Annotated in this window: 21 protein-coding genes; 6 read left to right on the top strand and 15 right to left on the bottom strand. The window is 57.6% G+C overall.

The genetic code is table 11. The features are described 5' to 3' along the window. Positions 1 to 8 precede the first annotated feature (8 nt). The 10 genes from HYP802_RS23625 to HYP802_RS0111680 form a co-directional block, all read right to left on the bottom strand. Positions 9 to 794, bottom strand: coding sequence for an electron transfer flavoprotein alpha/beta-subunit (locus HYP802_RS23625; RefSeq protein WP_013947491.1), 786 nt, complete (start codon positions 792 to 794; stop codon positions 9 to 11). Next, complete coding sequence (locus HYP802_RS23620; RefSeq protein ID WP_013947490.1) at positions 791 to 1915, bottom strand: electron transfer flavoprotein subunit alpha/FixB family protein; 1125 nt, start codon at positions 1913 to 1915, stop codon at positions 791 to 793. The genes HYP802_RS23625 and HYP802_RS23620 overlap by 4 nt, the downstream gene beginning before the upstream one ends. Next, a complete protein-coding gene (locus HYP802_RS0111715; protein WP_013947489.1) occupies positions 1912 to 3792 on the bottom strand; it encodes a (Fe-S)-binding protein in 1881 nt (626 codons plus the stop codon). Before HYP802_RS0111715 ends, HYP802_RS23620 begins: the two co-directional genes overlap by 4 nt. Before the next feature lie 2 nt (positions 3793 to 3794). Next, positions 3795 to 5861: an NADH:flavin oxidoreductase gene (locus tag HYP802_RS0111710; RefSeq protein ID WP_013947488.1), complete on the bottom strand. Its 2067-nt coding sequence runs from the start codon at positions 5859 to 5861 to the stop codon at positions 3795 to 3797. 25 nt (positions 5862 to 5886) lie between these two features. Continuing rightward, positions 5887 to 7284: an L-serine ammonia-lyase gene (locus HYP802_RS0111705; protein WP_013947487.1), complete on the bottom strand. Its 1398-nt coding sequence runs from the start codon at positions 7282 to 7284 to the stop codon at positions 5887 to 5889. Further along, positions 7281 to 7913, bottom strand: coding sequence for a sarcosine oxidase subunit gamma family protein (locus HYP802_RS0111700; protein WP_024275815.1), 633 nt, complete (start codon positions 7911 to 7913; stop codon positions 7281 to 7283). The genes HYP802_RS0111705 and HYP802_RS0111700 overlap by 4 nt, the downstream gene beginning before the upstream one ends. Beyond that, on the bottom strand, positions 7906 to 10953 hold the full coding sequence (locus HYP802_RS0111695; RefSeq protein ID WP_024275814.1) for a sarcosine oxidase subunit alpha family protein: 3048 nt from the start codon (positions 10951 to 10953) through the stop codon (positions 7906 to 7908). Before HYP802_RS0111695 ends, HYP802_RS0111700 begins: the two co-directional genes overlap by 8 nt. Continuing rightward, positions 10950 to 11249: a sarcosine oxidase subunit delta gene (locus tag HYP802_RS0111690; protein WP_024275813.1), complete on the bottom strand. Its 300-nt coding sequence runs from the start codon at positions 11247 to 11249 to the stop codon at positions 10950 to 10952. The genes HYP802_RS0111695 and HYP802_RS0111690 overlap by 4 nt, the downstream gene beginning before the upstream one ends. 14 nt (positions 11250 to 11263) lie before the next feature. After that, entirely contained in the window at positions 11264 to 12517 is a 1254-nt protein-coding gene (locus tag HYP802_RS0111685; RefSeq protein ID WP_024275812.1) for a sarcosine oxidase subunit beta family protein, read from the bottom strand. 202 nt (positions 12518 to 12719) lie between these two features. Continuing rightward, positions 12720 to 13208, bottom strand: coding sequence for a hypothetical protein (locus HYP802_RS0111680; protein WP_024275811.1), 489 nt, complete (start codon positions 13206 to 13208; stop codon positions 12720 to 12722). A gap of 650 nt (positions 13209 to 13858) precedes the next feature. Between HYP802_RS0111680 and HYP802_RS0111670 the strand changes: the two genes are divergently transcribed. The 3 genes from HYP802_RS0111670 (at position 13859) to HYP802_RS0111660 (ending at position 17168) form a co-directional block, all read left to right on the top strand. After that, positions 13859 to 14560 (top strand): hypothetical protein, encoded by a 702-nt coding sequence (locus HYP802_RS0111670; protein ID WP_024275809.1) that lies wholly within the window; start codon positions 13859 to 13861, stop codon positions 14558 to 14560. Positions 14561 to 15352: 792 nt separating this feature from the next. Then, positions 15353 to 15859, top strand: a complete 507-nt coding sequence (locus tag HYP802_RS0111665) for a hypothetical protein (protein ID WP_013947478.1) — start codon at positions 15353 to 15355, stop codon at positions 15857 to 15859. A gap of 157 nt (positions 15860 to 16016) precedes the next feature. Beyond that, entirely contained in the window at positions 16017 to 17168 is a 1152-nt protein-coding gene (locus HYP802_RS0111660) for a Rad52/Rad22 family DNA repair protein (protein WP_024275808.1), read from the top strand. Positions 17169 to 17572: 404 nt separating this feature from the next. Here HYP802_RS0111660 and HYP802_RS0111655 read toward each other — a convergent pair whose 3' ends face one another. After that, positions 17573 to 17758, bottom strand: a complete 186-nt coding sequence (locus HYP802_RS0111655) for a hypothetical protein (protein WP_024275807.1) — start codon at positions 17756 to 17758, stop codon at positions 17573 to 17575. Positions 17759 to 17915: 157 nt separating this feature from the next. Here HYP802_RS0111655 and HYP802_RS0111650 point away from each other — a divergent pair, with 157 nt between their 5' ends. The 3 genes from HYP802_RS0111650 to HYP802_RS0111640 are packed head-to-tail and all read left to right on the top strand — an operon-like array spanning position 17916 to position 21222. Then, entirely contained in the window at positions 17916 to 19442 is a 1527-nt protein-coding gene (locus tag HYP802_RS0111650) for a recombinase family protein (protein ID WP_280949179.1), read from the top strand. Next, positions 19439 to 20332, top strand: a complete 894-nt coding sequence (locus tag HYP802_RS0111645; protein ID WP_024275805.1) for a plasmid partitioning protein RepB C-terminal domain-containing protein — start codon at positions 19439 to 19441, stop codon at positions 20330 to 20332. Before HYP802_RS0111650 ends, HYP802_RS0111645 begins: the two co-directional genes overlap by 4 nt. Then, positions 20329 to 21222 carry a plasmid partitioning protein RepB C-terminal domain-containing protein gene (locus HYP802_RS0111640; protein WP_024275804.1) on the top strand — a complete coding sequence of 298 codons (894 nt, stop codon included), beginning with the start codon at positions 20329 to 20331 and terminating at the stop codon, positions 21220 to 21222. Before HYP802_RS0111645 ends, HYP802_RS0111640 begins: the two co-directional genes overlap by 4 nt. Before the next feature lie 18 nt (positions 21223 to 21240). Here the strand turns inward: HYP802_RS0111640 and HYP802_RS0111635 are convergent, their stop codons facing one another. The 4 genes from HYP802_RS0111635 to HYP802_RS0111620 all read right to left on the bottom strand — a co-directional run bounded on the left by HYP802_RS0111635 (position 21241) and on the right by HYP802_RS0111620 (position 24825). Continuing rightward, on the bottom strand, positions 21241 to 21909 hold the full coding sequence (locus HYP802_RS0111635) for a helix-turn-helix transcriptional regulator (protein ID WP_029670954.1): 669 nt from the start codon (positions 21907 to 21909) through the stop codon (positions 21241 to 21243). 637 nt (positions 21910 to 22546) lie between these two features. Beyond that, positions 22547 to 22858 (bottom strand): copper-binding protein, encoded by a 312-nt coding sequence (locus HYP802_RS0111630; RefSeq protein WP_348623349.1) that lies wholly within the window; start codon positions 22856 to 22858, stop codon positions 22547 to 22549. A gap of 52 nt (positions 22859 to 22910) precedes the next feature. After that, a complete protein-coding gene (locus HYP802_RS0111625) occupies positions 22911 to 23411 on the bottom strand; it encodes a cupredoxin family protein (RefSeq protein WP_024275801.1) in 501 nt (166 codons plus the stop codon). Positions 23412 to 23439: 28 nt separating this feature from the next. After that, on the bottom strand, positions 23440 to 24825 hold the full coding sequence (locus HYP802_RS0111620; RefSeq protein WP_024275800.1) for a copper oxidase: 1386 nt from the start codon (positions 24823 to 24825) through the stop codon (positions 23440 to 23442). Between the last annotated feature and the right edge of the window lie 15 nt (positions 24826 to 24840).

Raw genomic sequence — 24840 nt, 5'->3', positions numbered from 1 at the left:
GGCTCAGCTCAAAAATCAACGAGGCGATGTTCTCTCAGATAATTCAGCACCACTTGTGCTTTATCGACGGATGTCCCCTCAAAAGCGACAACACCGCCTTTCACCTCAGACACGATCGCTGAGAGCAATCGAGCGTGTGCCGCCTTTTTTTCCTGGGCCTTAAGACGCTGGGGATGACGCGGCTCGGCTTCCACTGCCCAGCTAGGCTGGAGCATCACGCTCTCATCCAGACCAGCGCTCGGCAAAGGCACGATTTTTCCGGAAACACGGCGCACATAGGCATATTTCAAACGCACAGGCGCCAAGGGATGCACGGCGACAACGACCGGCAACGGGCAGGCCACCTGCCGCCTCTGTCCCTTCGGCAGAAACTGGCGGATCGTTGCCCCGCATCCCGACGCGCCGACTTCAATTTTAACTTCGAGCGCATTTGAGATAATCGGCCGCCCGAGCGCCTCGGCCAGAACATAAGGCAACAGACCACTGCCTGCGCCCTGCTCTGCCCGGCTCCCCGTCAGGATGATGTCGGAGTTTCTCAACGCCGCAGCCAGCGCCGAAATCGAAACACCGCCGGATGTCCCCTCCAGCACCTCGATCCTGCTGGCTCCGAGCGCCATGTAATCCTTGAGTGCGGGGTCTTCTTTTTCTCCGGCGTGAACGATGCGTAAGGCATCGCCGGATAAAGCCTTGCCAACGGCCATGGCAACCGTATCGCCGCGACAGGCGCGCGCCGCACCGCTCACCGGATGGCGACCGGCCGAAACCAGTACCGCGACGGAAATGGGCGCGCTCATACCTGCCCCTCCGGCGTTTCCGACTGAGTTCTTGCTTGCCCGACGCGCGCGATCAAAGCTTGCATCACCTCTTCCGCGTCACCAACCACCGTTAAATCCGCGCGCTTGATTATCGGCGCACCGGGATCGCTGTTGATTGCGATCACATGACGACACGCCTTGATACCCTGCAGATGCTGAACGGCGCCCGAGATGCCAACCGCCATATAAGTCGTCGCGGTCACGGTTTTGCCCGACGCGCCGATCTGCTTGCTGCGCGGAAACTTCCCATCATCTACCGCAACGCGACTGGCGCCCACCGCCGCATCGAAGCAGCCCGCCAGCTTTTCGAGCGTCGCCACGTTCGTCACGCCATTACCCGCCGAAACGATGAAGTCCGCCTCCTCCAGTGCAATAGAGCCCATTTCCGTCGCTTCAAGCCCGAGATCGCGACACACGTCCTTGACGTCGGCAGCCAACGGCGCTGACAGCACTTCTCCGGCACCAAGGAAGGGCAGATTGCTATCAACCGCGCCTGCCTGCAGCAACACGAAACGCGGCAGCGGCGCATCCGCAAGACACCCACCGCCGGACCACCCGACGGCGACGTGCTTGTCGTCGATTTCTGAAACGTGTGTCGCTGCAGAAGCACGAAGCTTCGCAATCAGCCGTCGCCCGAGATCGCCATCACCCAGCGCGTTGTCAGGCAGGAAAATGTGCTCTGGCTGATAATCATTGATGAGCGCTTCGACCACACCCTCTTCACGCCGAGGTTCGAAGCGGGCGGCATCGAGATCGTCCACGATCACGACCTTATCAGCGCCCAGCGCCGCCGCATTCTCATGAAAGGCGCCGAGAATCACGGCAATCACGCCCTTCTCCGACGCCGCGAGAATGGCAGCGGCTGCAATCGCCTCTCGGGCATGGTCGTCGAGCCGTCCTTGATAGGCATGCGCGATGGCCATATGCCAACTTGTGGCGGCGACTTGGGTCCGCAAAGGTTTCGCCCGAGGCGCTTCCGAATTTCGTGAAGCGCCAACGGCGAGGTCCCCCGCACCGGTCTCGCCGAGAACGATCCTACGCAGGCCGTTCGGTCCGATGCGATACGGACGGCGCGGATCAACCCGTTTCGCCCCGCTCATGGCCGTTCCTCCAGCGAAGCCGCGACGAGTTCCGCGATATCGAGCACTTCCGCGCGATCGCCAGCCACACCCTCCAGCATTGCCGTACATTGCGGACAGGCCACAGCCACAACTTCGGCGCCGATAGCGCGAATATCATCCATGCGCATATCCGGAATGCGCAGCTTGCCGGGGATGTCGGTCAGTGGCGCACCGCCGCCACCGCCGCAGCACCGCGCGCGAAACCCGGAGCGCTCCATCTCTCGAACGGTCGCACCGAGCTTTCGCAGAACCGAGCGCGGCGCTTCGAACTCGCCATTATAGCGACCGAGATAACATGGGTCATGATAGGTAAGTGCGCCCGCATCTTGCCGCTCGACCAATTGCAATGCGCCACGCTCCATCAACTCGTCGATCAGAGCGGTGTGGTGTACGACAACGTAACGCCCGCCAAGCGCCGGATATTCGTTGCGAAGACTGTGCAGCACGTGCGGATCTGCCGTCACGATGCGCTTGAAATCGAGCTTGGCCAACGTCGCGATGTTCTTTTGGGCGAGGGATTGAAACGTTGCTTCATCCCCCAACCGACGAGCCGTATCACCGCTATCCCGCTCATCTTCGCCGAGCACGGCGAAATCCGCGTTAGCAACTTTCAGAATTTTCACCAGCGAACGAAGCGTCCGCTGATAGCGCATGTCAAAAGCGCCCTCCCCGGCGAACAGCAACAGATCGATCGGCTTCCCAGGTTCAGCCGTCGGCGCGTCGAGGTCAATCGCCCAGTTGTATCTCGTTGTTTTTGCGTAGCCGCCTTGCGTATCGGTCTCGCGTAAATTGGCGAGAATCTCCGGCGCCGTCCCAGGGACATCGCCCTGCGTCAGGTTTAAGCTCCGGCGCATGCCGACGATCGCGTCGACATGCTCGATCAACATCGGACATTCCTCGACGCAGGCCCGGCAGGTCGTGCACGACCAAAGCGTTTGCGCCTCGATAAGCTGCGGAACGATCGCGTCATTCGGCGCACCGCGATGTGTACCAATCGCGATGCCGGGGTAGGGACTGCCCGCATAACTCACGTCGCTTGTGCCCGAGAACCCGCAGACGAGATCCTGAATAAGTTTTTTCGGATTGAGCGGTTGCCCCGCAGCGAAAGCAGGACATACCTGTTCGCATTTTCCGCATTGAACACAGGCATCAAAACTCAAGAGCTGGTTCCAGCGAAAATCAGTCGGTGCGTCGACACCATATTCGCGTTCATCGAGATGCAACGGCTTGAGAGCCGTTGATCGGACACCCGAGAACCGCTCAGGCCGCGGATGAAACGCGAGATGCAGAAGCCCCGCCACAGCGTGCTTCATCGGCTCCGCAAAGCCGATCCCGAGAACCAACTCGGCGGAGCCGATAAGCAGAAAAAATATCGCCAGCGTTGCAATCGCAGCCGAAAGCATTCCCGGCGGAACAGCCACGGCAATGAGCAGCCCCAGCGCGAACGCTGCAAGCGTGAACGGCAGTCGATCCCAGGCACCGCGTGACAGACGTGATGGCGGATTCCGCCGCCGTTGCCAAACGCAATAGACGCCGGCAAGCATCACGGCGGCGCCCAGAACGATGCCCCAATCGAGAAGCCGCGAATAAATCCCCAGCCCATAATTGATCGCAACTAACCCGATTGCGAGCACCGCGCCGCCTGCTGTCGCAACGTGCGTGTGCGCAATGTAGGGCTCGCGAGCAACGACGTGGTGAAGGTCGACGAAGTAGCGCCTCGGAACGGCAAACAATCCCGACCATGCAACCGTGGCCGGCTGTCCTGCACGCCACAGCAACGCGCGGCGCGTTATACCGAGCGCCAATGTCACCACCGACACCCAAAACAGCACGGTGATGACAGGCGCGACAGACACGATCAGAAATCCTTGCAGAGCCGGAGCGAGTCGTAGATCGCCGCGTGGATGTTGTGCATCGACACGCAATCGCCCACGCGGAACAGCACGAAACGGTCCCCTTCCGTCGGGTCGCTCAGCACAGGTTGCGGCGTATTGGAATAGAGTGCGTTGAGATCGACCTGACCGCGGTTTATCGACTTCTCTTTCAGCGACCAGTAAAGCTCCGTGTTCGGCGTTATGCCGTTCTCGATGACGACCTGGTCAACCACGCGTTCTTCAAGCTCGTCGGTATATTCGTTGCGCAGAACCGCAATCTTCTTATTCCCCTCCGCATACACACGGTCGAGCCAGAAGTTCGGCGTGGGAATGATACCCTGCGCATACATACGGCGATAAAAGATCGGAAACGTCGTGCCACCGACATCATCGCCGACCTTAACGTCCGGCGTCACGATCTCGACCGTGCAGCCGCGGCTCGCAAGAAAGTCTGCCGTGCCGAAACCCGCATGTGTGCTGATACCGTCATAGACCAGCACGTTCTCAGCAGGCGGCACTTTCTCGGAAAGAATATCCCAGGCGCTGACGGACAGTCCTTCGGCCGCGCCCCACCCTTCTACCTGCTCGACATGGCTTCGCCCGCCCGTCGCCAGAACAACGATATCCGGCTGCTCGCCGACGATCATTTCGGGCGTCGCCTCAACGCCAAGGCGGCGATCGACGCCAAGCCGCTTCGTTTCGAGATCGAACCAACGAACGATACCTGCCATCTGCTCGCGCTGCGGTGCTTTCGATGCGAGATTGATCTGCCCGCCGACAGTTTGGTTCCGTTCGAACAAAATGACGTCATGTCCGCGCGACCGCGACACGCGCGCCGCTTCAAGTCCAGCCGGCCCGGCGCCAACCACGACAACACGCCGCTTTGTGCCAGTTGTCGGCGCGATGATGTGAGGCATAGTGGCTTCGCGCGATGTTGCCGCGTTCTGCACGCACAGCGTATCCGATCCCGAATACATGCGATCAATGCAATAGTTGGCGCCCACGCATTGGCGGATCTGATCTTCCCGGCCTTCGCGCACTTTTTTCATGATGTGCGGATCGGCAATATGCGCGCGCGTCATGCCGACGATATCGACCATGCCGTTTGCCAGAATTCGCTCGGCCTGTGTGATATCGCGAATGCCCTGCGCATGCAGGATCGGAACCTTCACGACCGACTTGATGCCCGCCGCCAGATGCACAAACGGTTCAGGCGGTAACGCCATCGGCGGCATGCAGTTGGCAAGCGTGTTGTGCGTATCGGCGCCCGAGCCGATGACGCTGATGAAATCGATAAGCCCCGTCTCGGACATGGCTTGCGCAATTTCCTTCAGCGTCTCGTGATCAAGGCCGTCGTCATGAAACTCATCGGCGCACATGCGCATGCCGACGCAATAGTCACGGCCGACAGCTTCACGCACGGCCTGCAACACCTCGATCCCGAACCGCATGCGATTGGCGAGACTGCCGCCCCATTCGTCCGTTCGCATATTGGTGCGTGGTGACCAGAATTGATCAATGAGTTGCTGATGCGCGGCTGAAATCTCAATCCCGTCGAAACCCGACTTCTGCACGCGCTTCGCGGCTGCTGCGAAATCGCCGATGATCCGCCAAATGTCTTCGATCTCGATTGCCTTGGCATTGCCGCGATGCACCGGCTCGCGCACACCCGACGGCGACACCAGATGCGGCCAGGGGTCGCCTGCATAAGCAGAACGCCGCCCCATGTGCGTCGCCTGGATCATGATCTTCATGCCATGGCGATGAACCGTGTCGGCCAAACGCGCCATCGGCTCGATCACGCGATCCGTCGTCAGATTTACGGGCTTCCACGCCCCTTGCGGCACGTCGATCGAAACAGGGCTCGACCCGCCGCAGATCGCCATGCCGAGACCGCCCTTGGCCTTCTCTTCGTAATAGCGGATGTAACGGTCGCCGGGCATGCCGCCTGCATCCGCATAGACCTCGGCGTGCGCCGTCGAATAGATGCGGTTCGGCAATGTCAGCTGATTGAGCTTGATCGGGGTGAAGATATGCGGATAAGCCGCCATCGCCTGATCCTTGCGCCGCTTCGCGTCAACAATAAACGACCGTCGCGGCGAGGCCGCCAAGCGACGTTTCTTTGTATTTCGATTGCAAATCGTGACCGGTCTGCCGCATCGTCTCGATCACAGCGTCAAGCGAAACGAGGTGCCCGCCGTCATCCATCATTGCGAGGCGCGCGGCGTTGATCGCTTTCATCGCACCCATGCTGTTGCGCTCGATGCACGGCACCTGCACCAGGCCGCCGATCGGATCACAGGTCATGCCGAGATTGTGTTCCATGCCGATCTCGGCCGCGTTCTCAATCTGCTCTGCCGTAGCTCCCATAACGGCGGCAAGCCCGGCGGCCGCCATCGAGCAAGAGACACCGATCTCACCCTGGCAGCCCATCTCTGCGGCAGAAATCGAAGCGTTCTTCTTGTAGAGCATGCCGATGCCCGCTGCCGTCAGCAGGAAGGTGACGATATGATCGTCACGGGCGTCGGCATCGGGCGCCGCATCGCAAAAGCGCGTATAATAGGCAAGCACCGCCGGAATGACGCCTGCCGAACCATTGGTCGGCGCCGTCACCACGCGCCCGCCCGCCGCGTTCTCTTCGTTGACGGCTATGGCGAAAGCGCTGACCATATCCATCGCGCGAAAATCAGCCGTGAGCTTACCATCGACATCGCTCGCCTGCCGATAGAGCGCCGGGGCACGACGCTTCACTCTGAGACCACCAGGCAGAACGCCCTCTGTCGCAAGCCCGCGCTGCAGACAATCGTTCATCACCTGCCAGACTTTCAAAACCTTGGCTCGGGTCGCAGCTTCGTCCTGGTAGGCAAGCTCATTGCGCCAGACGATCTCGGCGATCGTCAGGTTGTGGCGCTGACAGAGCGCGAGAAGCTCCTTCGCACTACTGAAGGCATAGCGCACTGGCCGATGCGGAACCTCATCCGTGCTGCGACTTGCAATCAGCGCCGCCTTATCGAGAACGGCACCGCCGCCGATTGAGAAATAGGTGTTTCGGTAGAGCGAAACGCCAAGCGCGTCGAACGCCTCGATGATCATACCGTTCGGATGCTCGCTGAGCATCTTATCGCGATGGAACAGAAGGTCCGTTTCGGGTGTAAAGGCAATATCGCCTTCACCGCCGAACGCCAGACGTTTCGTTCGCCGGACATCATCGACGCGTTGCGCCAGCGTTGCAGGGTCCGCGTCTTCCGGCGTTTCGCCGAGCAAACCGCCGATGACGGCAAAATCGGTCGCGTGGCCGACGCCCGTCAACGCCAGAGATCCATAAAGATCGACGACAACGCGTTCAACCAAGTGCATCAGGTTCGCCGTCCGAAGCTCCGCGATAAAACTGTTGACTGCGCTCATCGGCCCGACCGTATGCGAGCTTGATGGGCCAATCCCAATGCGAAAAACTTCGAAGACGCTGTAGTTCATCCTGCCACTCCATCCCCGGCGTGGCCCGTTGCCTCGATAGCGGCAATCCCCAGTCCATACGGCGCCGCGGCGCGGGCAAGATAGCGCCAAATATAGTCGGCGAAACTGCGGCGCATTAAAAGGCAGAAGCCATTGCCCGAACGATAGGCATAGACGGATGATTTACCGAACGTCGTGCCGACAACCCGTCCAGGCTGCAAGGCCGCAAAATTGTAAACGCTGGCGTGCTGAAGCACGTCGAGCGCGTTCCGGCCCTGAAGCAGAACCTGTGTGTACCCGCCAGAATTGTCTGCGACCTGGCTTCTGATCCCCTGAAGACCGGCCTGGAGGGCGGCAATCAGCTCACCCAGCCGAGACCGTGCGCAAACGACCATCCACTCATCCGGCGAGATCCACAGCACTTTCACCCCATTAGCCACGGTGAACGTACACGGATCGACCGGAAGCGGAACGCCGATCGCCGTCGACACCTTCTCGACGAAGGCCGGATCTGCGGAGTTGCCCCGCAGGCTGACATAGCCCCGCAGCGGAATTTCATTCGCCCACACACCGCGGACGTCGTCTGCGGGCTGCGCCTGAGCCGCAAGATCGAAAGCAAGAAGCGGCGATTGCATGGTCGGCTCAGCCATTCTGCCGCTCTCCCTTCGGATCGACGAAAACGGGTGACACCAGTTTCACTTTGTGCGTCTTGCCGCCTGCATATGCAAACAACGTATCGCGCCCGGCGCTCCGACCGTCGTCCCCTCGCCGGTTGATGCCATCTCGCACGACGGCCATTGCTATCGACCGGCCAAGCTCGGCACTGAAATAGCTCGACGTCACATGACCTAACATCGCGACAGGCGGCGTCACATCAGGTTGCTCGATGATTTGCGCCCCTTCCGCCAGAACGACAGTCGGATCATCTGTCAGCAAACCGACGAGCTGCTTGCGGTTCGGCGCGGCCGTGTCGCTGCGCGCAAACGACCGTTTGCCGATAAAGCTGAACGGCTTCTTCATCGACACAGCCCATGCCATGTCCAGATCGAACGGCGTCTGCGAACCGTCCGTATCCTGGCCAACGATGATGAAACCTTTCTCGGCGCGCAGCACGTGCATGGCATCTGTGCCATAGGGCGTGATGCCGAATTCATCTCCCGCGGTCATCAGCGCTTCCCAGACATGACGGCCATAGCTTGCATCGACATTCACTTCGAATGCCAGCTCGCCCGAAAAACTGATCCGGAACACGCGGGCTGGAACGCCCGCGACCGTCCCTTCGCGCCAGTCCATAAATTTGAATGCCGACGGCGAAAGATCGATGTCAGTGCAGACCTTCGCCAGCACCTCGCGGCTCTTCGGCCCAACCACGGCGGCTGTCGCCCAATGATCGGTGACCGACGTCATATAGACATCAAGCTCCGGCCACTCGGTCTGGTGCCAGTTCTCCAGCCACGTGAGCACGCGCGCAGCACCTCCCGTCGTCGTCGTCATCAGGAAGTGATCGTCCGCGACGCACGCCGTGACGCCGTCGTCCATTACCATGCCGTTCTCATCGAGCATCAAGCCGTAACGGCACTTGCCCGGCGCGAGCTGCGTCCACGCATTCGCATAGACGCGATTGAGGAATTCGCGGACGTCCTTACCCTGAAGGTCGATCTTGCCGAGCGTCGAGGCATCCATGATGCCGACGCCGCGGCGAGCCGCCAGACATTCCCGACGCACGGCAGCGTCCTGATCTTCGCCGCGATGAAGAAAGTATTGCGGCCGGAGCCACTGCCCAACGTCTTCGAACACCGCGCCGCGCGCCACGTGCGAAGCATGCATCGCCGTCGTGCGCCGCGGTTCGAACGTCTCACCCTCGTTCGCGCCAGCCAGCGTCCCGAACGTTACCGGCGTGTAGGCCGGACGATACGTCGTCGTGCCAACCTCAGGAATGCTTTTGCCGAGCGCGTCCGCTGCGATCGCAAAACCGTTGACGTTCGATAGCTTGCCTTGATCCGTCCCGAATCCCAGGGCCGTATAGCGCTTGATGTGCTCGATCGAGCGATAGTTCTCGCGCACGGCAAGATGAATATCGGCCGCTGACACATCATTTTGGAAATCGACGAACGCCTTCTTGCCATGTCCTTCCGGCTTGCCATCCGGAACACGGAAGATCCGTCGCGCCGGTGTGGCCTCTGGCTCATCGGTTTCCAGGCTCCGCGTTTCGGCGGCCGGCTCCTTGCCAAAGGAGGCAATCAATGCAGCCGTCACTTTTTCGGCTTCCGTCAGGGCCGCCTGCAGTCCGAACGTTCCCGTGATCGCGCCGGCACAATAGATACCAGCAGCGGCACGCCCCGTCGCAGGCGCGACGAACGCCAGCTTGCTCTCGTCCCAATATGGACGGCCGCCGTCATGGCAATAGAGATGCACTGTTGGTGACAAACCGCCGGAGCTTCCCAGCGCATCACACTCGAATGACGCGCCCTGCCCTGCAACGGCGTTGCGGTTGCCATCGAGCTTGACGAGTTGCGCGGCCTTGACCGCCCTACCGCCATGCGCCACCGCAATCCCGCATCCCGGTCGGACATCGACACCTACTGCATGGGCGCGTTGCTCCCAAGTGGTGTTCGGCCGCATTCGCGTATCAGCAAGCACGACCGAGCACCCGGCGCGCGCCAGATCGCAAGCCCCTTGATAGGCGTAATCGTTGCTCGTCTGCAAAAGCATGCGCTTGCCGACCGCGACGCCATAGCGATTGAGATAGGTCGTCAAAGCCGAGGCCGTCAGAATACCCGGCAGATCGTTGTTGCCGAACACCAGCGGCCGCTCGATGGCGCCCGTCGCCAGCAGAATGCGTTCTGCCCGGATGCGATGCAGCCTCTGCCGCGGCGTCGCCTCATCGCGGTCTTTCAACGGCAGATGATCCTGAAGCTGCTCGACAGCCATGATCAGGTTCATGTCATGAAGAGCAAACGCGCTTGTCCGCGTCATGACCTTCACATTGGCGAGGCTCTGCAGCTCGCCGATGACCGCCTTCAGCCACGCGGTCCCCGATTCACCGCCGATGACCATATTCGGCGATGACAATAGCCATCCGCCCAACTCGTTTTGTTCATCGAGAAGCACGACGTCCAGTCCCGCGCGCCCGGCATCGAGCGCCGCCAGCAGCCCGCAGGCTCCGCCGCCGACGATGACGACCTGAGCATGGCTGTTGCGATGATCGTAGCTTTCGCTATCGGCCTCTTCCGGCGCCGAGCCGTACCCCGCAGCCTGCCGGATGATGTGTTCGAAGCGCGGCCAGAGCTTCTGATTTTGAAACGTCTTGTAGTAGAAGCCGGCGGGCATGAAGCGCGCGAAAGGCCCGCAGAAACTCTTGAGATCGAACTCCAAGGTCGGATAGCCGGTCGTGCGCCGGGCGATCAATTGATCGTACAGCTCAACCTGCGTGGCCTTGAGATTTGGAATCGTCAGCGCGCCAGTCTCGACCTGCGTCAGCGCGTTCGGCTCTTCCGGTCCAGCGCCGACAATGCCGCGTGGCCGCCCGTACTTGAAGCTGCGGCCAATCATGCGCACGCCGTTGGCCAGCAACGCCGAGGCCAGTGTATCGCCAGCATATCCGGTGTAGGACTTGCCATCGAACGAGAACGACAGCGGGCGCTCGAAATCGACACGCGCATTGGCGTGCTTGACGCGATGATCCGTCATTGCGCGCCACCTTCCGCATCATAGGCCTTGCGGCCTTCGGCAAGCGTCCAAGAGCCTGCTATGTTGTTCGTCGCAGTATTGCGCTTCACAACTAAAAACTTCCGGCACCCGGTTGCGTGCGACCACAGCTCCCAATGCCAGCCTTTCGGATTGGTCCGCATGAAGAGGTAGTCGCCCCAGGCTTCATCGCTGACGGTTTCAGGCGTTGACGGGCGAACGCGAAATGCTTCGCCCGCATATCCAAACTCCTCTTCCTCGCGTTTTTCCTGGCAGTGCGGGCAGAACAGAACGAACATCGAATTATCCTGAATTAGTGTGCGACAGCAGCGGCGCCGTGCTCGTCGATCAGATGTCCCGTCGCGAAGCGATCGAGACTGAAAGCCTTGTTGAGCGGATGCGGATCGTCTTTCGCAATCGTGTGTGCGAAGACGTTGCCGGAGCCTGGCGTAGCCTTGAAGCCGCCCGTGCCCCAACCGCAATTGAAGTATAGGCCCTTTACCTTCGTCTTGCTGATGATGGGACAGGCGTCCGGCGTCGTATCGACGATACCACCCCACTGCCTGTTCATCCGAACGCGCGAGAAAATCGGGAACATCTCGATGATCGCCGCCGCGGTGTGCTCGATGATGTGCGGACTGCCGCGCTGCGTATAACTTGTATAGGAATCGATGCCGGCGCCGATGACAAGCTCGCCCTTGTCGGACTGGCTTGCATATCCATGAACCGCATTCGACATGACGACCGTGTCGAGCACGGGCTTCATCGATTCCGATACGAACGCCTGCAGCGGATGACTTTCGATTGGAAGTCGGATACCGGCCATTTTCGCCAGTACCGATGAATGGCCGGAAGCCACACAGCCGACCCGTTCGGCTCGGATCGGACCGCGCGTCGTCTCAAGCCCCTGAATGCGGCCGTTGACAATATCCATGCCGACGACTTCGCAATTCTCGACGATGTCGACGCCATACTTGCTGGCCGCTCGCGCAAAGCCCCACGCCACCGCATCGTGGCGCGCGACGCCCGCGCGCGGTTGATAGCTCGCGCCAAGCACAGGGTAACGTGCGTTCTTCGACGTATTGAGGATCGGAATCATCCGCTTGACTTGCGCTGTGTCGAGCATTTGCGCGTCAATGCCGTTCAGGATGTTCGCGTTCACGCGCCGCTCGATGTCGCGCATATCTTGCAATGTATGCCCGAGATTAAAGACGCCGCGCTGGCTGAACATCACGTTGAAGTTCAGATCCTCGGTAAGACCTTCCCACAGCTTCAACGCATGCTCGTAGAGCATCGTCGCTTCGTCCCATAAATAGTTGGAACGAACGATCGTCGTGTTGCGCGCCGTGTTACCACCACCGAGATATCCCTTCTCGATGACGGCGATGTCGCGAATGCCGTACTCTTTCGCCAGATAGTATGCCGTCGCAAGCCCGTGCCCGCCTGCACCAACGATTATGACGTTATAAGAGGGCTTAGGGTCCGCGCTGCGCCAGGCCGGGTCCCAGCCCTCGTTGTGGCCCAGACCTTTCGCGAAAAGCGACCAGATCGAGTAGTCCTTCTTCATCGCAATTCCCCGACGATATGGCCCGGCGCGAACGTGGCGCGGCTTCTTCGGGCACGAACTGAGAGTTAGACGACCGCGCCGAATATCGGCCTTCCAGGGAAGACGCGAATTTTGCTAATTACGACATGTCGCAACGGCGACCTCGTTCAGAGGTCCGCAGGCCACCTAACACATTGAAACAGCTACATATCGCCTATGCGTTTTATGCTGCCCGCATCGCCGCGATAAGGGCCACAGTTGGCGCGATCGAAATGTCCGGCCGCCCTGCGAGTTCGAGGTCACAAAAGGCTTTCGTAACGACCTCATGCTCGGTCAGAAATCGTAAGGTCTTGGCATCTTCGGGAGCGCACAGCTGCTCAAGCTCACCATAGCGGGCAATGACCGGCACCAGTTCCTTGCTATAAAGCGCCATGAAGTCGGCCCAGTGCAGGCTGACGTACTTCTGCACATTATTGACGCCCCTCTGCCGGAAGACCTCGCTCTCGGCCGTATCCCCGCCGAGCTTCGCCACCAGATCGTGCATCTGGGCCTTGGTCACGACCTCAAGCTCGGCCAGCACCCGCCATTTTTCCGCCCGCTCCGGATCATCGAGAGCCTCGGCAATGCCGCGATAGAGCGCCTCGCCGTAGACTTCGCCCTGGTAGGCGCGCTCGACACGGCTCAGATAATCACCCGATGTGTCGACAGACATGACGACCTGCCCCTCGCAAACAAATCAAGATCGAAGCCAAGGCTAGAGCTTGAGCGTGCCGGCCTCAAGACGCTTGGCTCGGCACGGCTAAGCTCTAAGAGGAAAAAGAAGCCGGTATCATCCAGCGGGTGCCCTGCCGTATCGCCCCGCGCCGATAGCGTCGACGACGAAGGCGAGCACGCTGGCGCTGCAAGAACCGAGCTGTCCGGTCCTTGGTATGTCTCCAAGGGCTAATTTCATAGCCAAATTCATGACCAATTGTCCCTATTGGACATCCAAAGAGACATCTTTATTTGGCTATGAAAATTGAGCTAAATGCTTTTCGGCACACAACAATTTCAACCAAGTATCTTTTCGAACTGGACATCCAAAATACCCCTACGGCCTCCATCTTTATTCATCACCTCTATTCATCGCGCTTGCCCGACTGGCTCTGTGAATCGAGGGCATCTCGCCACTGGCTCACAAACGACTGCGGGCTTAGCGAAGCGATCTCCACGTTAAGGTTAATAGCCATCATTGCCGTCTTCGCCCGGCGCAGACGGGTGCTTGATATGGCTTTCCATTTTAACCACATAAGGGCCTGCCGCGACGGTGAGCATCTTGCGAATATGTGAAGCTAGACAGCAGATTCGCAAAGGAAGTAGCTGATGGCATCACCTCAAAAACGCAAATCCTACAAAGCAAGCCGGCAAGGGCAACACGCTAGGTCGCGCCGAACGAAGCGGACAGATAAGGAAACAGCGATCGCAATTCTGAAGACGGATTTCCGTCAAAACAATTCAACGGCACCGCGGCGCAGCCTCAAACATTACGACCAATTCCACGATGAGATGATAGAGAGGCACGAGCCATATCTCCCTCTGCATTTCGACATGGTGAGACGTGCGACGCAATTAAGATACGGCTTGGAAAGAATGCACCGATTTAAGGATCAATTCTTTGCCTCGCTCGAAGAAGTAGCCGACGTGAACACTTCGGTGGATCCGGAGAGAAGACAGTGGTTCACAGACCTTCTCGAAATGATATTGCGAACCGATGGATTGAAAAAACTTTCGCAATACGAGGCTGACTTGTCGGAAGAAGTCCGGAAGAACAACAAGGAGCTTGAAGAACTCGCAGACTGGCAGCACCGCGAAGGATTTAAGCGCGGACAAATCGGCTATCAGTTCTCACAGCCATTAGGTTCGGACACACGCATTTGCTATGACGAACCTGCACCACGCGCCCCGCAAAATGCGCCACCGCCACAACTGAGTGCGAGGGAACAGGATGAAGCATCGCGGACCGATCTCGACCCTTCGAAGGGTACAATCCTAACACCGATAACCGCATATAAGACACCAGAGTAGGCGCCTCGCTTTAGGAAACTGATAGTGGAGCGGGCTCCCGCGGCCTGCTCTATATCCCCGTCCCTGCTTCCTTACGCAAAGGAAGAACCTCGTCGACATCGCCGGCAGCGCCGCGTTCGTTGTTTCCGATCGCCCTGTTGTCGTTGTCGTTGTCGTTGTCGTTGTCGTTGTCGTTGTCGTTGTCGTTGTCGTTGTCGTTGTCGTTGTCGTTGTCGTTGTCGTTGTCGTTGTCGTTGTCGTTGTCGTTGTCGACGCATGCTCAAAAGCTGGCTGAAGCGCAACCTCGACAAACATCAAAGATGAGCTAAATCAACACATCAACAAACCGCACCGCATGCAAGGCGCATCTAACCTGGATGAAAAGCACGTTGCCCCCTGAGCACCTGACAGGACCTTCTGGGCAAAACCTTACAACTCGGCGACGAAACATTTAGAGCGAGTATCGCAACCCGATAGCGGCGAGCGGGATCAAGCCCACCGCAAAAAGCCCGGCAGAGACTGAAACCATCAGCGCGCTTCAACGCGTTTGAAGCATCGCAAGTCGTGGCGCAATTGCCGCCGCCGGAGCATGAACCCCAACCGTTGGCGCAAGCAGATCCCTTTCCGGTTAGAAAGCTCGGTCGAGAAGAAGTTACGAGGATGAAGAGACTGATGCAGTCTTGCAGGACAACAGACCCGCTACCCCATAGCGAGACACCATAATTTCTACAGTAAATATTCGCTTTTTCAATGACTTAGGCCGCCAAAACTCTACGATCATCTGCACCCATAACCTTCAAAGAGTGCACAATCGTGAGCAACAAAACTGAAATCGAAACCGACCTGATGGCCACTCTCGCCGGATCCGGCCTGATTGATGTCGCCCAGTCTCTTCGCCAGATCGAGGACGAACATCCCCAGCAACTTCCTCTCGTTGCTAAGCTCCTAGGAATAGAGCGTCGCGACGCTGCTTACATGGCGCGGATAGCTCGCACCTTCAAAGAACTGGAATTGGACGAAGAACGGCTGCTCACACTGGGATGGCCCAAGCTCGTAATCCTGAGCGACTACATCTCTTTCTCAAATAAGGACGAACTGCTCGAGCTTGCGGAACAAATGACGGCAAAAGACCTCGCAAGAAATCTTGCCCTGCAACCCGCTGGCACAAGACCTCTGGTCTTATATCTGTCCGATGAACAGTACAGGCGCCTGGAAAAAGTCGTTTTGGCCCACGGCGCGGTGCGCAGTAGGCGATCTCAATACAGTCTCTCGGGCAAGGAAGAGGCCCTTCTGAGGGCCCTTTCCCCAGAAGCCGACTAGCGGCGCGCGAAGATCCGAGGCGAGTTCGGCACTGCCAATGCAGCGTCGTGTAAAAAGCGAGAGTACAGGCAGCACTATGTTGGTCAGCCGAACAACTGACGATCAAACATATCAATGGAAGGTAGGACTAAATAATCTGCGTAGCGAGTAATTCAACATGACATTTAGCGACGAACAAACACGGCTTCTCAAGGCAAAATTGAAACGGCGTCACGTGAAAACACGAACCATGGACGGCGAACGCCTTTCCTATCTCGAAGGATGGCATGTCATTGCCGAAGCCAATCGTATCTTTGGCTTCGCACAGTGGGATCGCCAGACGCTTGCTCCGCACTGTCACTGGACGCTCCAGCGATCCGGACAAACCGTTTGTCTTTATTCGACTCGCGTCCGCGTCACAGTCAGGAGCGGCGATACCGTGACGATCCGCGATGGTTTTGGAACCGGGCTCGGACGATCAGCGCAGCCCGAAATCGCCCACGATGTGGCGATCAAGTCGGCCGAAACAGATGCGACGAAACGGGCTCTGGCGACTTTCGGCAATGCCTTTGGGCTGGCACTCTACGATCCTGAGCAAACGCACGTCACGAGAAGCAAGAAGCGTTGGCGAAAAGGCACCAAGCCCGAACTCGTCGTCGTCAGCCTGAGCGGCAAAGAGTGCAGCTTTACTGATCCACTAGCCTTCAGCCAGGAAGTGCTTCGCCAAGCTGAGGAAGTGGCCACCATAGACGATCTGTATACCTTGTGGGCCCTTAATGCCGCCACGATGAAAGTGCTCGCTGCCGATCCTCATGGAGGCGAGCTTAATCAGAGAATTATTAGCACCCTGAAAGATCGGGCCCGCCGCCTAACGACAGACAAGCTTCAATCGAGTCCGGTCGCCGATGAGAGACATCCAATCTCAGATGGGCGTCCTCCCCGCTCCTTTCTTCTGCCAAAAGAAAAGCGGATCCGCGATCGCCAGCACCTGGCATTTGTGGCAAGCCAGCCTTGTCTGATCTGCGGTCGACGCCCAGCGCAGGCGCATCACTTGCGCTTTGCTCAATCGCGAGCGATGTCACTGAAAGTCTCTGATGAGTTTACGGTGCCGCTTTGCGTTACCCATCACGATCAATTGCACAGAAGCGGCGATGAACCGGCCTATTGGCATAGCCAAGAAATTTCAAATCCGCTGGAACATGCGGCCAAATACTGGGCACTATCGCATGAACAGAACAAGCCGTCGCCCAGTCAAGTTTTCAATCCTGACACGGAAGAAGAGTTCAATGAACCACCGCTCCGAAAACCAGCCACCAAAATCATGGAATGAGCAGCAGCTTGCATTGGTTCACCAGACCTTGCACCGGCTCGGAGGGCCGCAGTGCGGCGCACGCTCACAACTGCCGCAGTGAACAGAACGGTGATTCTGTCGAACCGCGATCCGTTGCCGGATGAAGCCGGTCGCAGCGAATTGTCTTTGCCTCTCCGTAAAAGATGCGATGCATGGGACGTAGATAATACCCTCAGGATATGAGCATTCAACCGACTATGGCAGTGGACCGCCGGTGAGCCCACGCCGCGCCCTCCTAATACCCGCCTCCATGGGATTGGGACGCCTGGTCGCTTGGCTCGTGCGCGCTGCTAGCAATTGAGCTAGCTCTCGCCAAAGAAGGCCACGCGCAACAGGATTTCTGCGCTGGCGCCCGTGTGGCTCGTCTGCAGGGTCAAGTCTGGTTAGTTGAGTTTCTGTTCGACAGCAAAGGACAAGCGCAGAAGCAGCTTATCGACTTCATGCCTGTGATCTAGCAACGTCTTCCGAATAGCGAACAGCAGGTCTCGGTCCATCGCTTTCAGCGCGTCCGGCGACGATTGCTCAAGTTCATAGATGATTGCGAGGACGCGCGTTGGATCAGATGGCATCAGGCAGGTCCTTTGGCAATCACAACCGCAAAATCAGAAAGGCATCAGAAACGACCAGGAAACAACTGACCGCCTCCACGTTGTATTGGCCGTGTCACATAACCAGCGTAGCTTATTCCTACCCAAGGTCCATCCAGCAAGTAACGGGTAACAGCCCGTGGGATTTCGTGCTGCCGAATATGTTCGGATGTCTACCGAACATCAAAAATATTCGACGGAAAACCAATCCGAAGCCATCCGGCAGTATGCAACGCGCCGTGGCTACGAGATTGTTAAAACCTATTCCGATCGAGGCAAGAGCGGCCTGCGCATCGATGGCAGGAACGGCCTGAAGCGGCTCATCGATGATGTGCAATCCAATAATGCTGATTTCGAAGCTATTCTTGTCTACGATATTAGCCGCTGGGGTCGGTTCCAAGACGCTGACGAGAGCGCCTACTATGAGTATATCTGCAAGCGCTCCGGCATTCGCGTTGAGTATTGCGCCGAACAATTCGAAAATGATGGCAGTCCCGTCTCGACAATTGTCAAAGGCGTTAAGCGGGCTATGGCCGGCGAATACAGTCGCGAATTGTCCGCTAAAGTGTTCGCCGGACAATGCAGGCTGATCGAGCTAGGCTTTCGACAAGGCGGGCCACCCGGCTACGGTCTCCGTCGAAAACTCATCGACCAAGCGGGAAATGCTAAGGGCGAACTAGCGCCGGGCGAACACAAAAGCATCCAGACAGATCGCGTCATTTTAGTCCACGGGCCGCTCGAAGAAGTCGATACCGTGCGCTGGATTTACAAGAGCTTCATTAGCGATCATCGCTCCGAGTCGGAAATCGCAAAGCTTCTAAATGCCCGGGGGTTCCTCACCGACTACGGAAGGCCTTGGACGCGCGGAACGGTCCACCAACTCCTCACGAACGAGAAATATGTCGGCAACAACGTTTGGAACCGACGCTCTTTCAAGCTCAAAAGAAAGTACGTCACCAACTCTCCGGACATGTGGATACGTGCAACGGGCGCCTTTGCGCCCGTCATAGCTGCCGAAGATTTCATCGCTGCAAGAGAGATAATTGATAGGCGCGCCACCAAACTTTCGGACGACCAGATGCTCGAGATTTTGCAGCAAATCCTCGACGCAAACGGCCAACTATCGGGAATAATCATTGACGAGTGCGAAAACGCCCCCTCCAGTCAAAGCTACGCACGTCGTTTCGGAGGTCTAAGACGTGCTTACAAGCTGATCGGATATGCTCCGGACCGCGATGAGCGGTATGTCGCGATTAATCAGGCCTTTCGCCGCCTTCATCCAGAAATCATTTCAAACATAGTTGAGGGCATCGTTAGCCGAGGCGGCCGGGCGCGCGTTCTTCAAGATACCGGTACGCTTCTCATAAACGAAGAAGTGTTTGCTTCGATCTCTATTAGCCGGTGCCGGGCGACCCAAGCGGGAACGCCGCGTTGGATCATAAGATTGGAACGCGATCCGCGTCCCGACCTAACGATCGCCGTGCGTATGGACAGCACCAACGAGCGCCCCCGCGATTACTATCTTCTGCCGCGCATGGACATCCTCGAACAAAAGCTCCGGCTGGGTGAAAGCAACGGCATTTGGATCGAGGCTTATCGTATAGAAGATTTATCTGTTCTCTTCGAACTCGCAGCCAGGAACAAGGTAGCGGAGTTGGCAGCATGACAGAAGAAGCGGCTCAGGAAATTGAATTAATCTCCGTCGATCTAATCGACGTTCTAAATCCTCGCGTGCGCTCGTCGCGTTCGTTCGATCAGATAAAGAGCAACATTTCGGTTGTAGGTCTCAAGCGGCCCATCACCGTAGCTAAACGTATCCAATCCGTTGGTGTGAGATACGATCTCGTGTGCGGCCAAGGAAGGTACGAGGCGTATTTGGCCCTCGGCGAGAAGCAAATTCCCGCGGTCGTGATTGAAGCCGACGAGCATGATTGTTTGGTTAGAAGCTTGGTAGAAAATTGCGCTCGCCGTCGCCGTGGCGCCCTGGATCTTTTTAAAGACATTCAACGCATGAAGATCCGCGGCTACTCGGTGGGAGAGATTGCCACCAAAACTGGCTTGCACTCGAACTATGTCAGCGACATCAATAGGCTTTTCGATCGCGGGGAAGAACGGCTTTTACAAGCCGTCGAAGCCGGACAGATCCCGATTAGCGTCGCGATCGAGATAGCGGAATCCGACGACGTCGGCGTGCAGAAAGCGCTCACACATGCTTACGAAAAGAAAATTCTTCGCGGCCGAAAGCTGATGGCGGTAAAGCGCCTCATCGATCGCCGCCGCCAGTACGGCAAGGGCTTCCCATCAAAATACCCGAAGCGTCAAACGGCCCTGACATCTCATGCTCTCGTCAAGACGTTTCAACAGGACGTCGACCGAAAGAGAGTGCTCATACGAAAAGCAACAGCGACCAAAGACAAGCTGATTTTTGCTGCGCACGCGCTGCGCACGCTTTTTCGCGATCAGCAGTTTCAAGCTTTGCTGCAATCCGAAGGCCTAGACAGTCTTCCTAAAAACTTGGCGTCTCGCATCGAAACAGGAGCAGTGTCGGCACAATGAACCAGAAAGCACGCGCTCCCGTTAAGCTCAGCTTCGAACGCACCACACTTCACATATCAATTCACGATATCGCGCCGCTTCATCAGATAACGCCAGCGATCAAGAAGGGCATAAAATACCGGCAAATCTGCTCATCAATCAAAGAGATTGGAATTATAGAACCACCTGTCGTCATCCGGTCGGGCCAAAAGGGCAAGTACATCATGCTTGACGGCCATCTCCGTTTAGAGGCCTGCAGGGATCTAGGTCATGAACATCTGGTTTGCTTGATCGCCACTGACGACGAAGCCTTCACGTACAACAGGCACATCAGCCGCCTCGCCAGCGTCCAAGAACACAAGATGATCATGCGAGCAATCGAGCGAGGCGTCCCGGAAAAGACCATCGCAAAGGCGTTAGACATTCGGATGCCAACGTTGCACGCCAAAACTCACATGCTTCAGGGAATATGCCCCGAAGTGGTGGAACTGCTAAAAGATAAGCACGTGCCGATTCACACGTTTGGCGTGCTCAAGAAGATGACCCCCCTTCGGCAAATCGAAGCGGCGGAGTTGATGATTTCCATGAACATCTTCTCCCAAGGATATGCCGCTTCTTTGCTTGCGAGCACGTCTAAAGAGCACCTTGTAGAGCCCGACAAACCAAAAAAGGTAAAAGGCCTGACTGAGCGACAGATGGACCTGATGGCCCGCGAATCCGCCAGCCTCGACAAAGAATTCAAAATCGTCGAGCAAACATACGGCGGCGACCACTTGGATTTGGTTTTAACGATCGGGTATCTCAGAAAGCTTGCCGATAACCCGCGAATTTCTCGCTACCTAGAACGCAACTACCAAGAAATACACGCTGAGTTCCGTCGACTGATTGATTCCGGTCAGGGAGCCGCCTGAGCCATCAATTTTCAGATTTCAATTTTCAGATTTGAAGTCCGTCTGATTGATGAGCATCGCCGCGCGCGTACGATTTGGGAGCTTGAGCTTCTGAAGCACGGCTGTAACGTGACGCTTAACAGTGTTGAGGGAACAAGACAGATCTTGCGCGATCTCAACATTGCTTTTTCCCATTCCGATAAGCTTCAGGACGTCACGCTGGCGTGCGGTCAGACTTTCGATGCCGTCATAATGAATCTTCGATCTGCGCGACTTCGGTTCCTCCGCATCAAGCCGCACAAACGTTGTTGCCATCGCTTTTTGCACAAGATCCATGCTCAGCTTTTCTGGTTGAGCTTTCTGCGCTCCAGAGTTCGTCACCCAAGCCGAGATATCCGTGTGGACGAACAACGCGCCGCTTTCTTTAGAATCGGAAAGAGGCACGCCCACAACCGCAAACCAAACATCAAGGCCCAGAGTCGGCGGCGGCATTACGGCCGACAGAAGCGGACGCTCTCGGTTGAGCAACTCCTTGATCGCCGGACGATAACGTGACGCGCATTCCTGCGTGTACGCCCGGCCGATTATCCTAGGGTCGAGGGGCCTCGGCCCACAATGCTGAGCTCGTATGTCCATGATTTCCCCTACTGCGCTGACCAGTACGGCATAGGTCGGAAGATCGACAGACTTAGGATCTCGTGTTTTCATGGAATCGAGCGTAGCCAGAATCGGATGGGACTAAGCAGTTAGTACCACAAACTTCTATGCGCTCCAGCATGCGATGGCTTCGCGCTATTGAAAAACCTCCACAGAAGAACGCCAGAGGAACGCCCGTGCAAGGCGCCATCTATCTATCGACGGCATCCGCGACATGGTCCGTTATCTGCCTCTGAGAGAAAGAGGAAATAGTTCTCGGTAAAGAGCACCCCTGCAAGAAGCCGCGAAGCTGATGGTAGGCCATACGGAGCAACCGCCCGCTCGGGGTAACAGCACACAAAAATGACCTTCGTGGTGTTGATGACTTTGCGACTGATCGGGATCTCTCCGTCCGGCTTGCTCCGACACGGGTCGCGGCGGATCGCGCGGATCCTTCTTGAAGCAGACGGCATATTTGCCGCGCTTGTTATGGCAGTGGCGGTAGGTTCGTGTGTCAACCAAGACTAAAAAGCGTTCCGGGTGCGGCCTCGTGATCCAACCGACTCCCGTCTGAGGCGCGGTTGCAAGCAGCGTGCTCGATACGACGACGCCTGTGAAGAGAGACAACATGGGTGCCTCCATAAAGCTCAATTTTGATTTTGTCTGAATTGCGGATGGCCAGCGGGGGTCATGCCGGCCATCCGCGCGGTCACTTGGCCTTCTCGACCATCATGACCGTGATCTGTCCGTTGATCTTGTCAGCGCTGAACTTGATCTTGTCGCCCGCCTTCACCGTTTTCAGCATCGCTGGATCATTCGCCTTAAAAACCATCGTCATGGCGCCCATATCGAGATTGGTGATCGCCTGATGCTTGATCGTCATCTTGCCGGCAGCTGAGTCGATCTTTTTCACCACGCCGTTGATGATCGGCAGGGACTTGGCATCTTCCGCGCTCGCCGCAACGGATATCAAAGAGGCGACCACACTAGAGATAAGAAGCGCTTTCGATCTTTTCATCATACAAACTCCAGTTCACAGTTGATGTTGAGTTGTTCGCCCCATCCGGTCGGTGTCATTTGACGACGGCCTTCCCGTGCATCCCAGCTTCGTAATGGCCGGGAATTAGACAGGCGAACTCGAATTCACCCGGCTTCGAAAATCGCCAGAGCATAATAGCGTCCTTTCCGGGCTGGACGGTCTGTACATTCGGATCGTCGTGCTCCATCTCGGGATTTTTCTGCATTTCAATGCGGTGGTTCGCGTTCTGCTCCACCGATGCCAGATGGAACTCGTGCTTCAGCGAACCGCCATTGTGAATGACGAACTTCACTTGCTCTCCGAGCTTCACGTCGACTTCGGCGGGCTCATAAAGCATCGCCCCGTCCTTCTCGGAGATGGTGATCTCTTGCACGCGGAAGGGCTTGCTGGGGTCGCCGGCTTCTCCAGCGGCGAAATCATCGTCGTCTGCTGCTTCATGCGCATCTGCATAAGATATGAGTTGCGGCATCGTGCCGATTTGCGTCACGCAGCTGAAAGCGATCACCGCCGCGAACAATTGTGCCTTAAGAAGCATGAATGGTACGTCTCCTCGATTTTTCTGATCAGTGATTCATCGATCCCTTGGGCTTGATGACGCGAAGTTCCGTGTCGTTGGGCTTGACGCGGGCGGGCGCAGCCTCCTCAGCATCGGCGAGATTGCCGTTCCAGGGTCTGGCGACTGTGCCCTCAGGATGCTTGAACCAGCCCGGGTCCTTGTAATCGTTCCGGTCCAGGCCTTCCCTGATCTTCACGACTGTGAACATGCCGCCCATTTCTATTGGGCCGTATTGGCCGAAGCCCGTCATCATAGGCAGGGTGTTGTCAGGCAGCGGCATCTCCATCTCGGCCATATCGGCACCGCCGGCTTGGCCCATTGGCATGAAGCCATCCGGCACCGCCTTGGAGATCTTCGGACTCATGCTTTTGAGATCGACGCCAATGTAGGTGTTAACGTCGTGCCCCATCGCGTTCATCGCGTGGTGCGTCTTGTGGCAGTGGAAGGCCCAATCGCCGGGGTTGTCCGCAACCACGTCAAAGGCGCGCACCGCGCCAACAGGCACGTCAACCGTGGTCTCGGGCCATTGCGCGCTCTCCGGCACCCATCCACCATCGGTGCAGGTGACCGCGAAGTGATGGCCGTGCAGATGGATGGGATGGTTGGTCATGGTGAGATTGCCCATGCGCACGCGAACGCGGTCGCCAAGGCGCACGGGAAGCACGTCGATACCGGGAAAGACGCGGCTGTTCCACGTCCACATGTTGAAGTCGAGCATCTCGTTGACTTTTGGGAGGTAGGCCCCGGCGTCGACGCGGTACGCGCTCATGATGAAGACAAAATCACGATCAACCGGCCGGTACGCCCGGTCTTTGGGATGGACGACGAACATGCCCATCATTCCCATCGCCATTTGCACCATCTCGTCGGAGTGCGGATGGTACATGAAGGTGCCGCTGGCATTGAGCTGGAACTCGTAGACGAAAGTTTTTCCGGGCGGGATGTGCGGCTGAGTGAGCCCCCCGACTCCGTCCATGCCGTTGGGAATGATCATGCCGTGCCAGTGGACAGTCGTGTGCTCGGGAAGTTTGTTGGTGACGAAGATGCGGACCTTGTCGCCCTCAACCACCTCGATCGTGGGGCCTGGCGCTTGGCCGTTATATCCCCAGAGGTGGACCTTCATGCCGGGTGCAAACTCTCGCACCACCGGCTCAGCGACGAGATGGAACTCCTTCCAATCTCCGTTCTGCCGCCAGGGCAACGTCCAGCCATTGAGGGTAACCACCGGCTGATAATCAGGACCGCTCGACGGATGGAGCGGCGGTTGCATCAGTGGCGAAGCCTGAATAGGCGCTTCCGGAATTGACGCGGCGGCAACGCGGCCGGTCACTTGTGTTACGCTCGCTAGCGCGAGCCCGGAGGTGGCGAGAAAATTACGACGCGTGACGCTCATGACGGCATGTCCTCG

The organism is Hyphomicrobium sp. 802, from assembly GCF_000526135.1.
Taxonomy (GTDB): Bacteria; Pseudomonadota; Alphaproteobacteria; order Rhizobiales; family Hyphomicrobiaceae; genus Hyphomicrobium_B.
This window is presented reverse-complemented; position numbering and strand designations above follow the sequence as displayed.

What these genes read in the sequence shown, in the direction of transcription:
- HYP802_RS23625 (WP_013947491.1), bottom strand. Translation starts at nt 794, where the DNA reads ATGAGCGCGCCCATTTCCGTCGCGGTACTGGTTTCGGCCGGTCGCCAT.
- HYP802_RS23620 (WP_013947490.1), bottom strand. Translation starts at nt 1,915, where the DNA reads ATGAGCGGGGCGAAACGGGTTGATCCGCGCCGTCCGTATCGCATCGGA.
- HYP802_RS0111710 (WP_013947488.1), bottom strand. Translation starts at nt 5,861, where the DNA reads ATGGCGGCTTATCCGCATATCTTCACCCCGATCAAGCTCAATCAGCTG.
- HYP802_RS0111705 (WP_013947487.1), bottom strand. Translation starts at nt 7,284, where the DNA reads ATGAACTACAGCGTCTTCGAAGTTTTTCGCATTGGGATTGGCCCATCA.
- HYP802_RS0111700 (WP_024275815.1), bottom strand. Translation starts at nt 7,913, where the DNA reads ATGGCTGAGCCGACCATGCAATCGCCGCTTCTTGCTTTCGATCTTGCG.
- HYP802_RS0111695 (WP_024275814.1), bottom strand. Translation starts at nt 10,953, where the DNA reads ATGACGGATCATCGCGTCAAGCACGCCAATGCGCGTGTCGATTTCGAG.
- HYP802_RS0111690 (WP_024275813.1), bottom strand. Translation starts at nt 11,249, where the DNA reads ATGTTCGTTCTGTTCTGCCCGCACTGCCAGGAAAAACGCGAGGAAGAG.
- HYP802_RS0111685 (WP_024275812.1), bottom strand. Translation starts at nt 12,517, where the DNA reads ATGAAGAAGGACTACTCGATCTGGTCGCTTTTCGCGAAAGGTCTGGGC.
- HYP802_RS0111680 (WP_024275811.1), bottom strand. Translation starts at nt 13,208, where the DNA reads ATGTCTGTCGACACATCGGGTGATTATCTGAGCCGTGTCGAGCGCGCC.
- HYP802_RS0111670 (WP_024275809.1), top strand. Translation starts at nt 13,859, where the DNA reads ATGGCATCACCTCAAAAACGCAAATCCTACAAAGCAAGCCGGCAAGGG.
- HYP802_RS0111660 (WP_024275808.1), top strand. Translation starts at nt 16,017, where the DNA reads ATGACATTTAGCGACGAACAAACACGGCTTCTCAAGGCAAAATTGAAA.
- HYP802_RS0111655 (WP_024275807.1), bottom strand. Translation starts at nt 17,758, where the DNA reads ATGCCATCTGATCCAACGCGCGTCCTCGCAATCATCTATGAACTTGAG.
- HYP802_RS0111645 (WP_024275805.1), top strand. Translation starts at nt 19,439, where the DNA reads ATGACAGAAGAAGCGGCTCAGGAAATTGAATTAATCTCCGTCGATCTA.
- HYP802_RS0111640 (WP_024275804.1), top strand. Translation starts at nt 20,329, where the DNA reads ATGAACCAGAAAGCACGCGCTCCCGTTAAGCTCAGCTTCGAACGCACC.
- HYP802_RS0111635 (WP_029670954.1), bottom strand. Translation starts at nt 21,909, where the DNA reads ATGAAAACACGAGATCCTAAGTCTGTCGATCTTCCGACCTATGCCGTA.
- HYP802_RS0111630 (WP_348623349.1), bottom strand. Translation starts at nt 22,858, where the DNA reads ATGATGAAAAGATCGAAAGCGCTTCTTATCTCTAGTGTGGTCGCCTCT.
- HYP802_RS0111625 (WP_024275801.1), bottom strand. Translation starts at nt 23,411, where the DNA reads ATGCTTCTTAAGGCACAATTGTTCGCGGCGGTGATCGCTTTCAGCTGC.
- HYP802_RS0111620 (WP_024275800.1), bottom strand. Translation starts at nt 24,825, where the DNA reads ATGAGCGTCACGCGTCGTAATTTTCTCGCCACCTCCGGGCTCGCGCTA.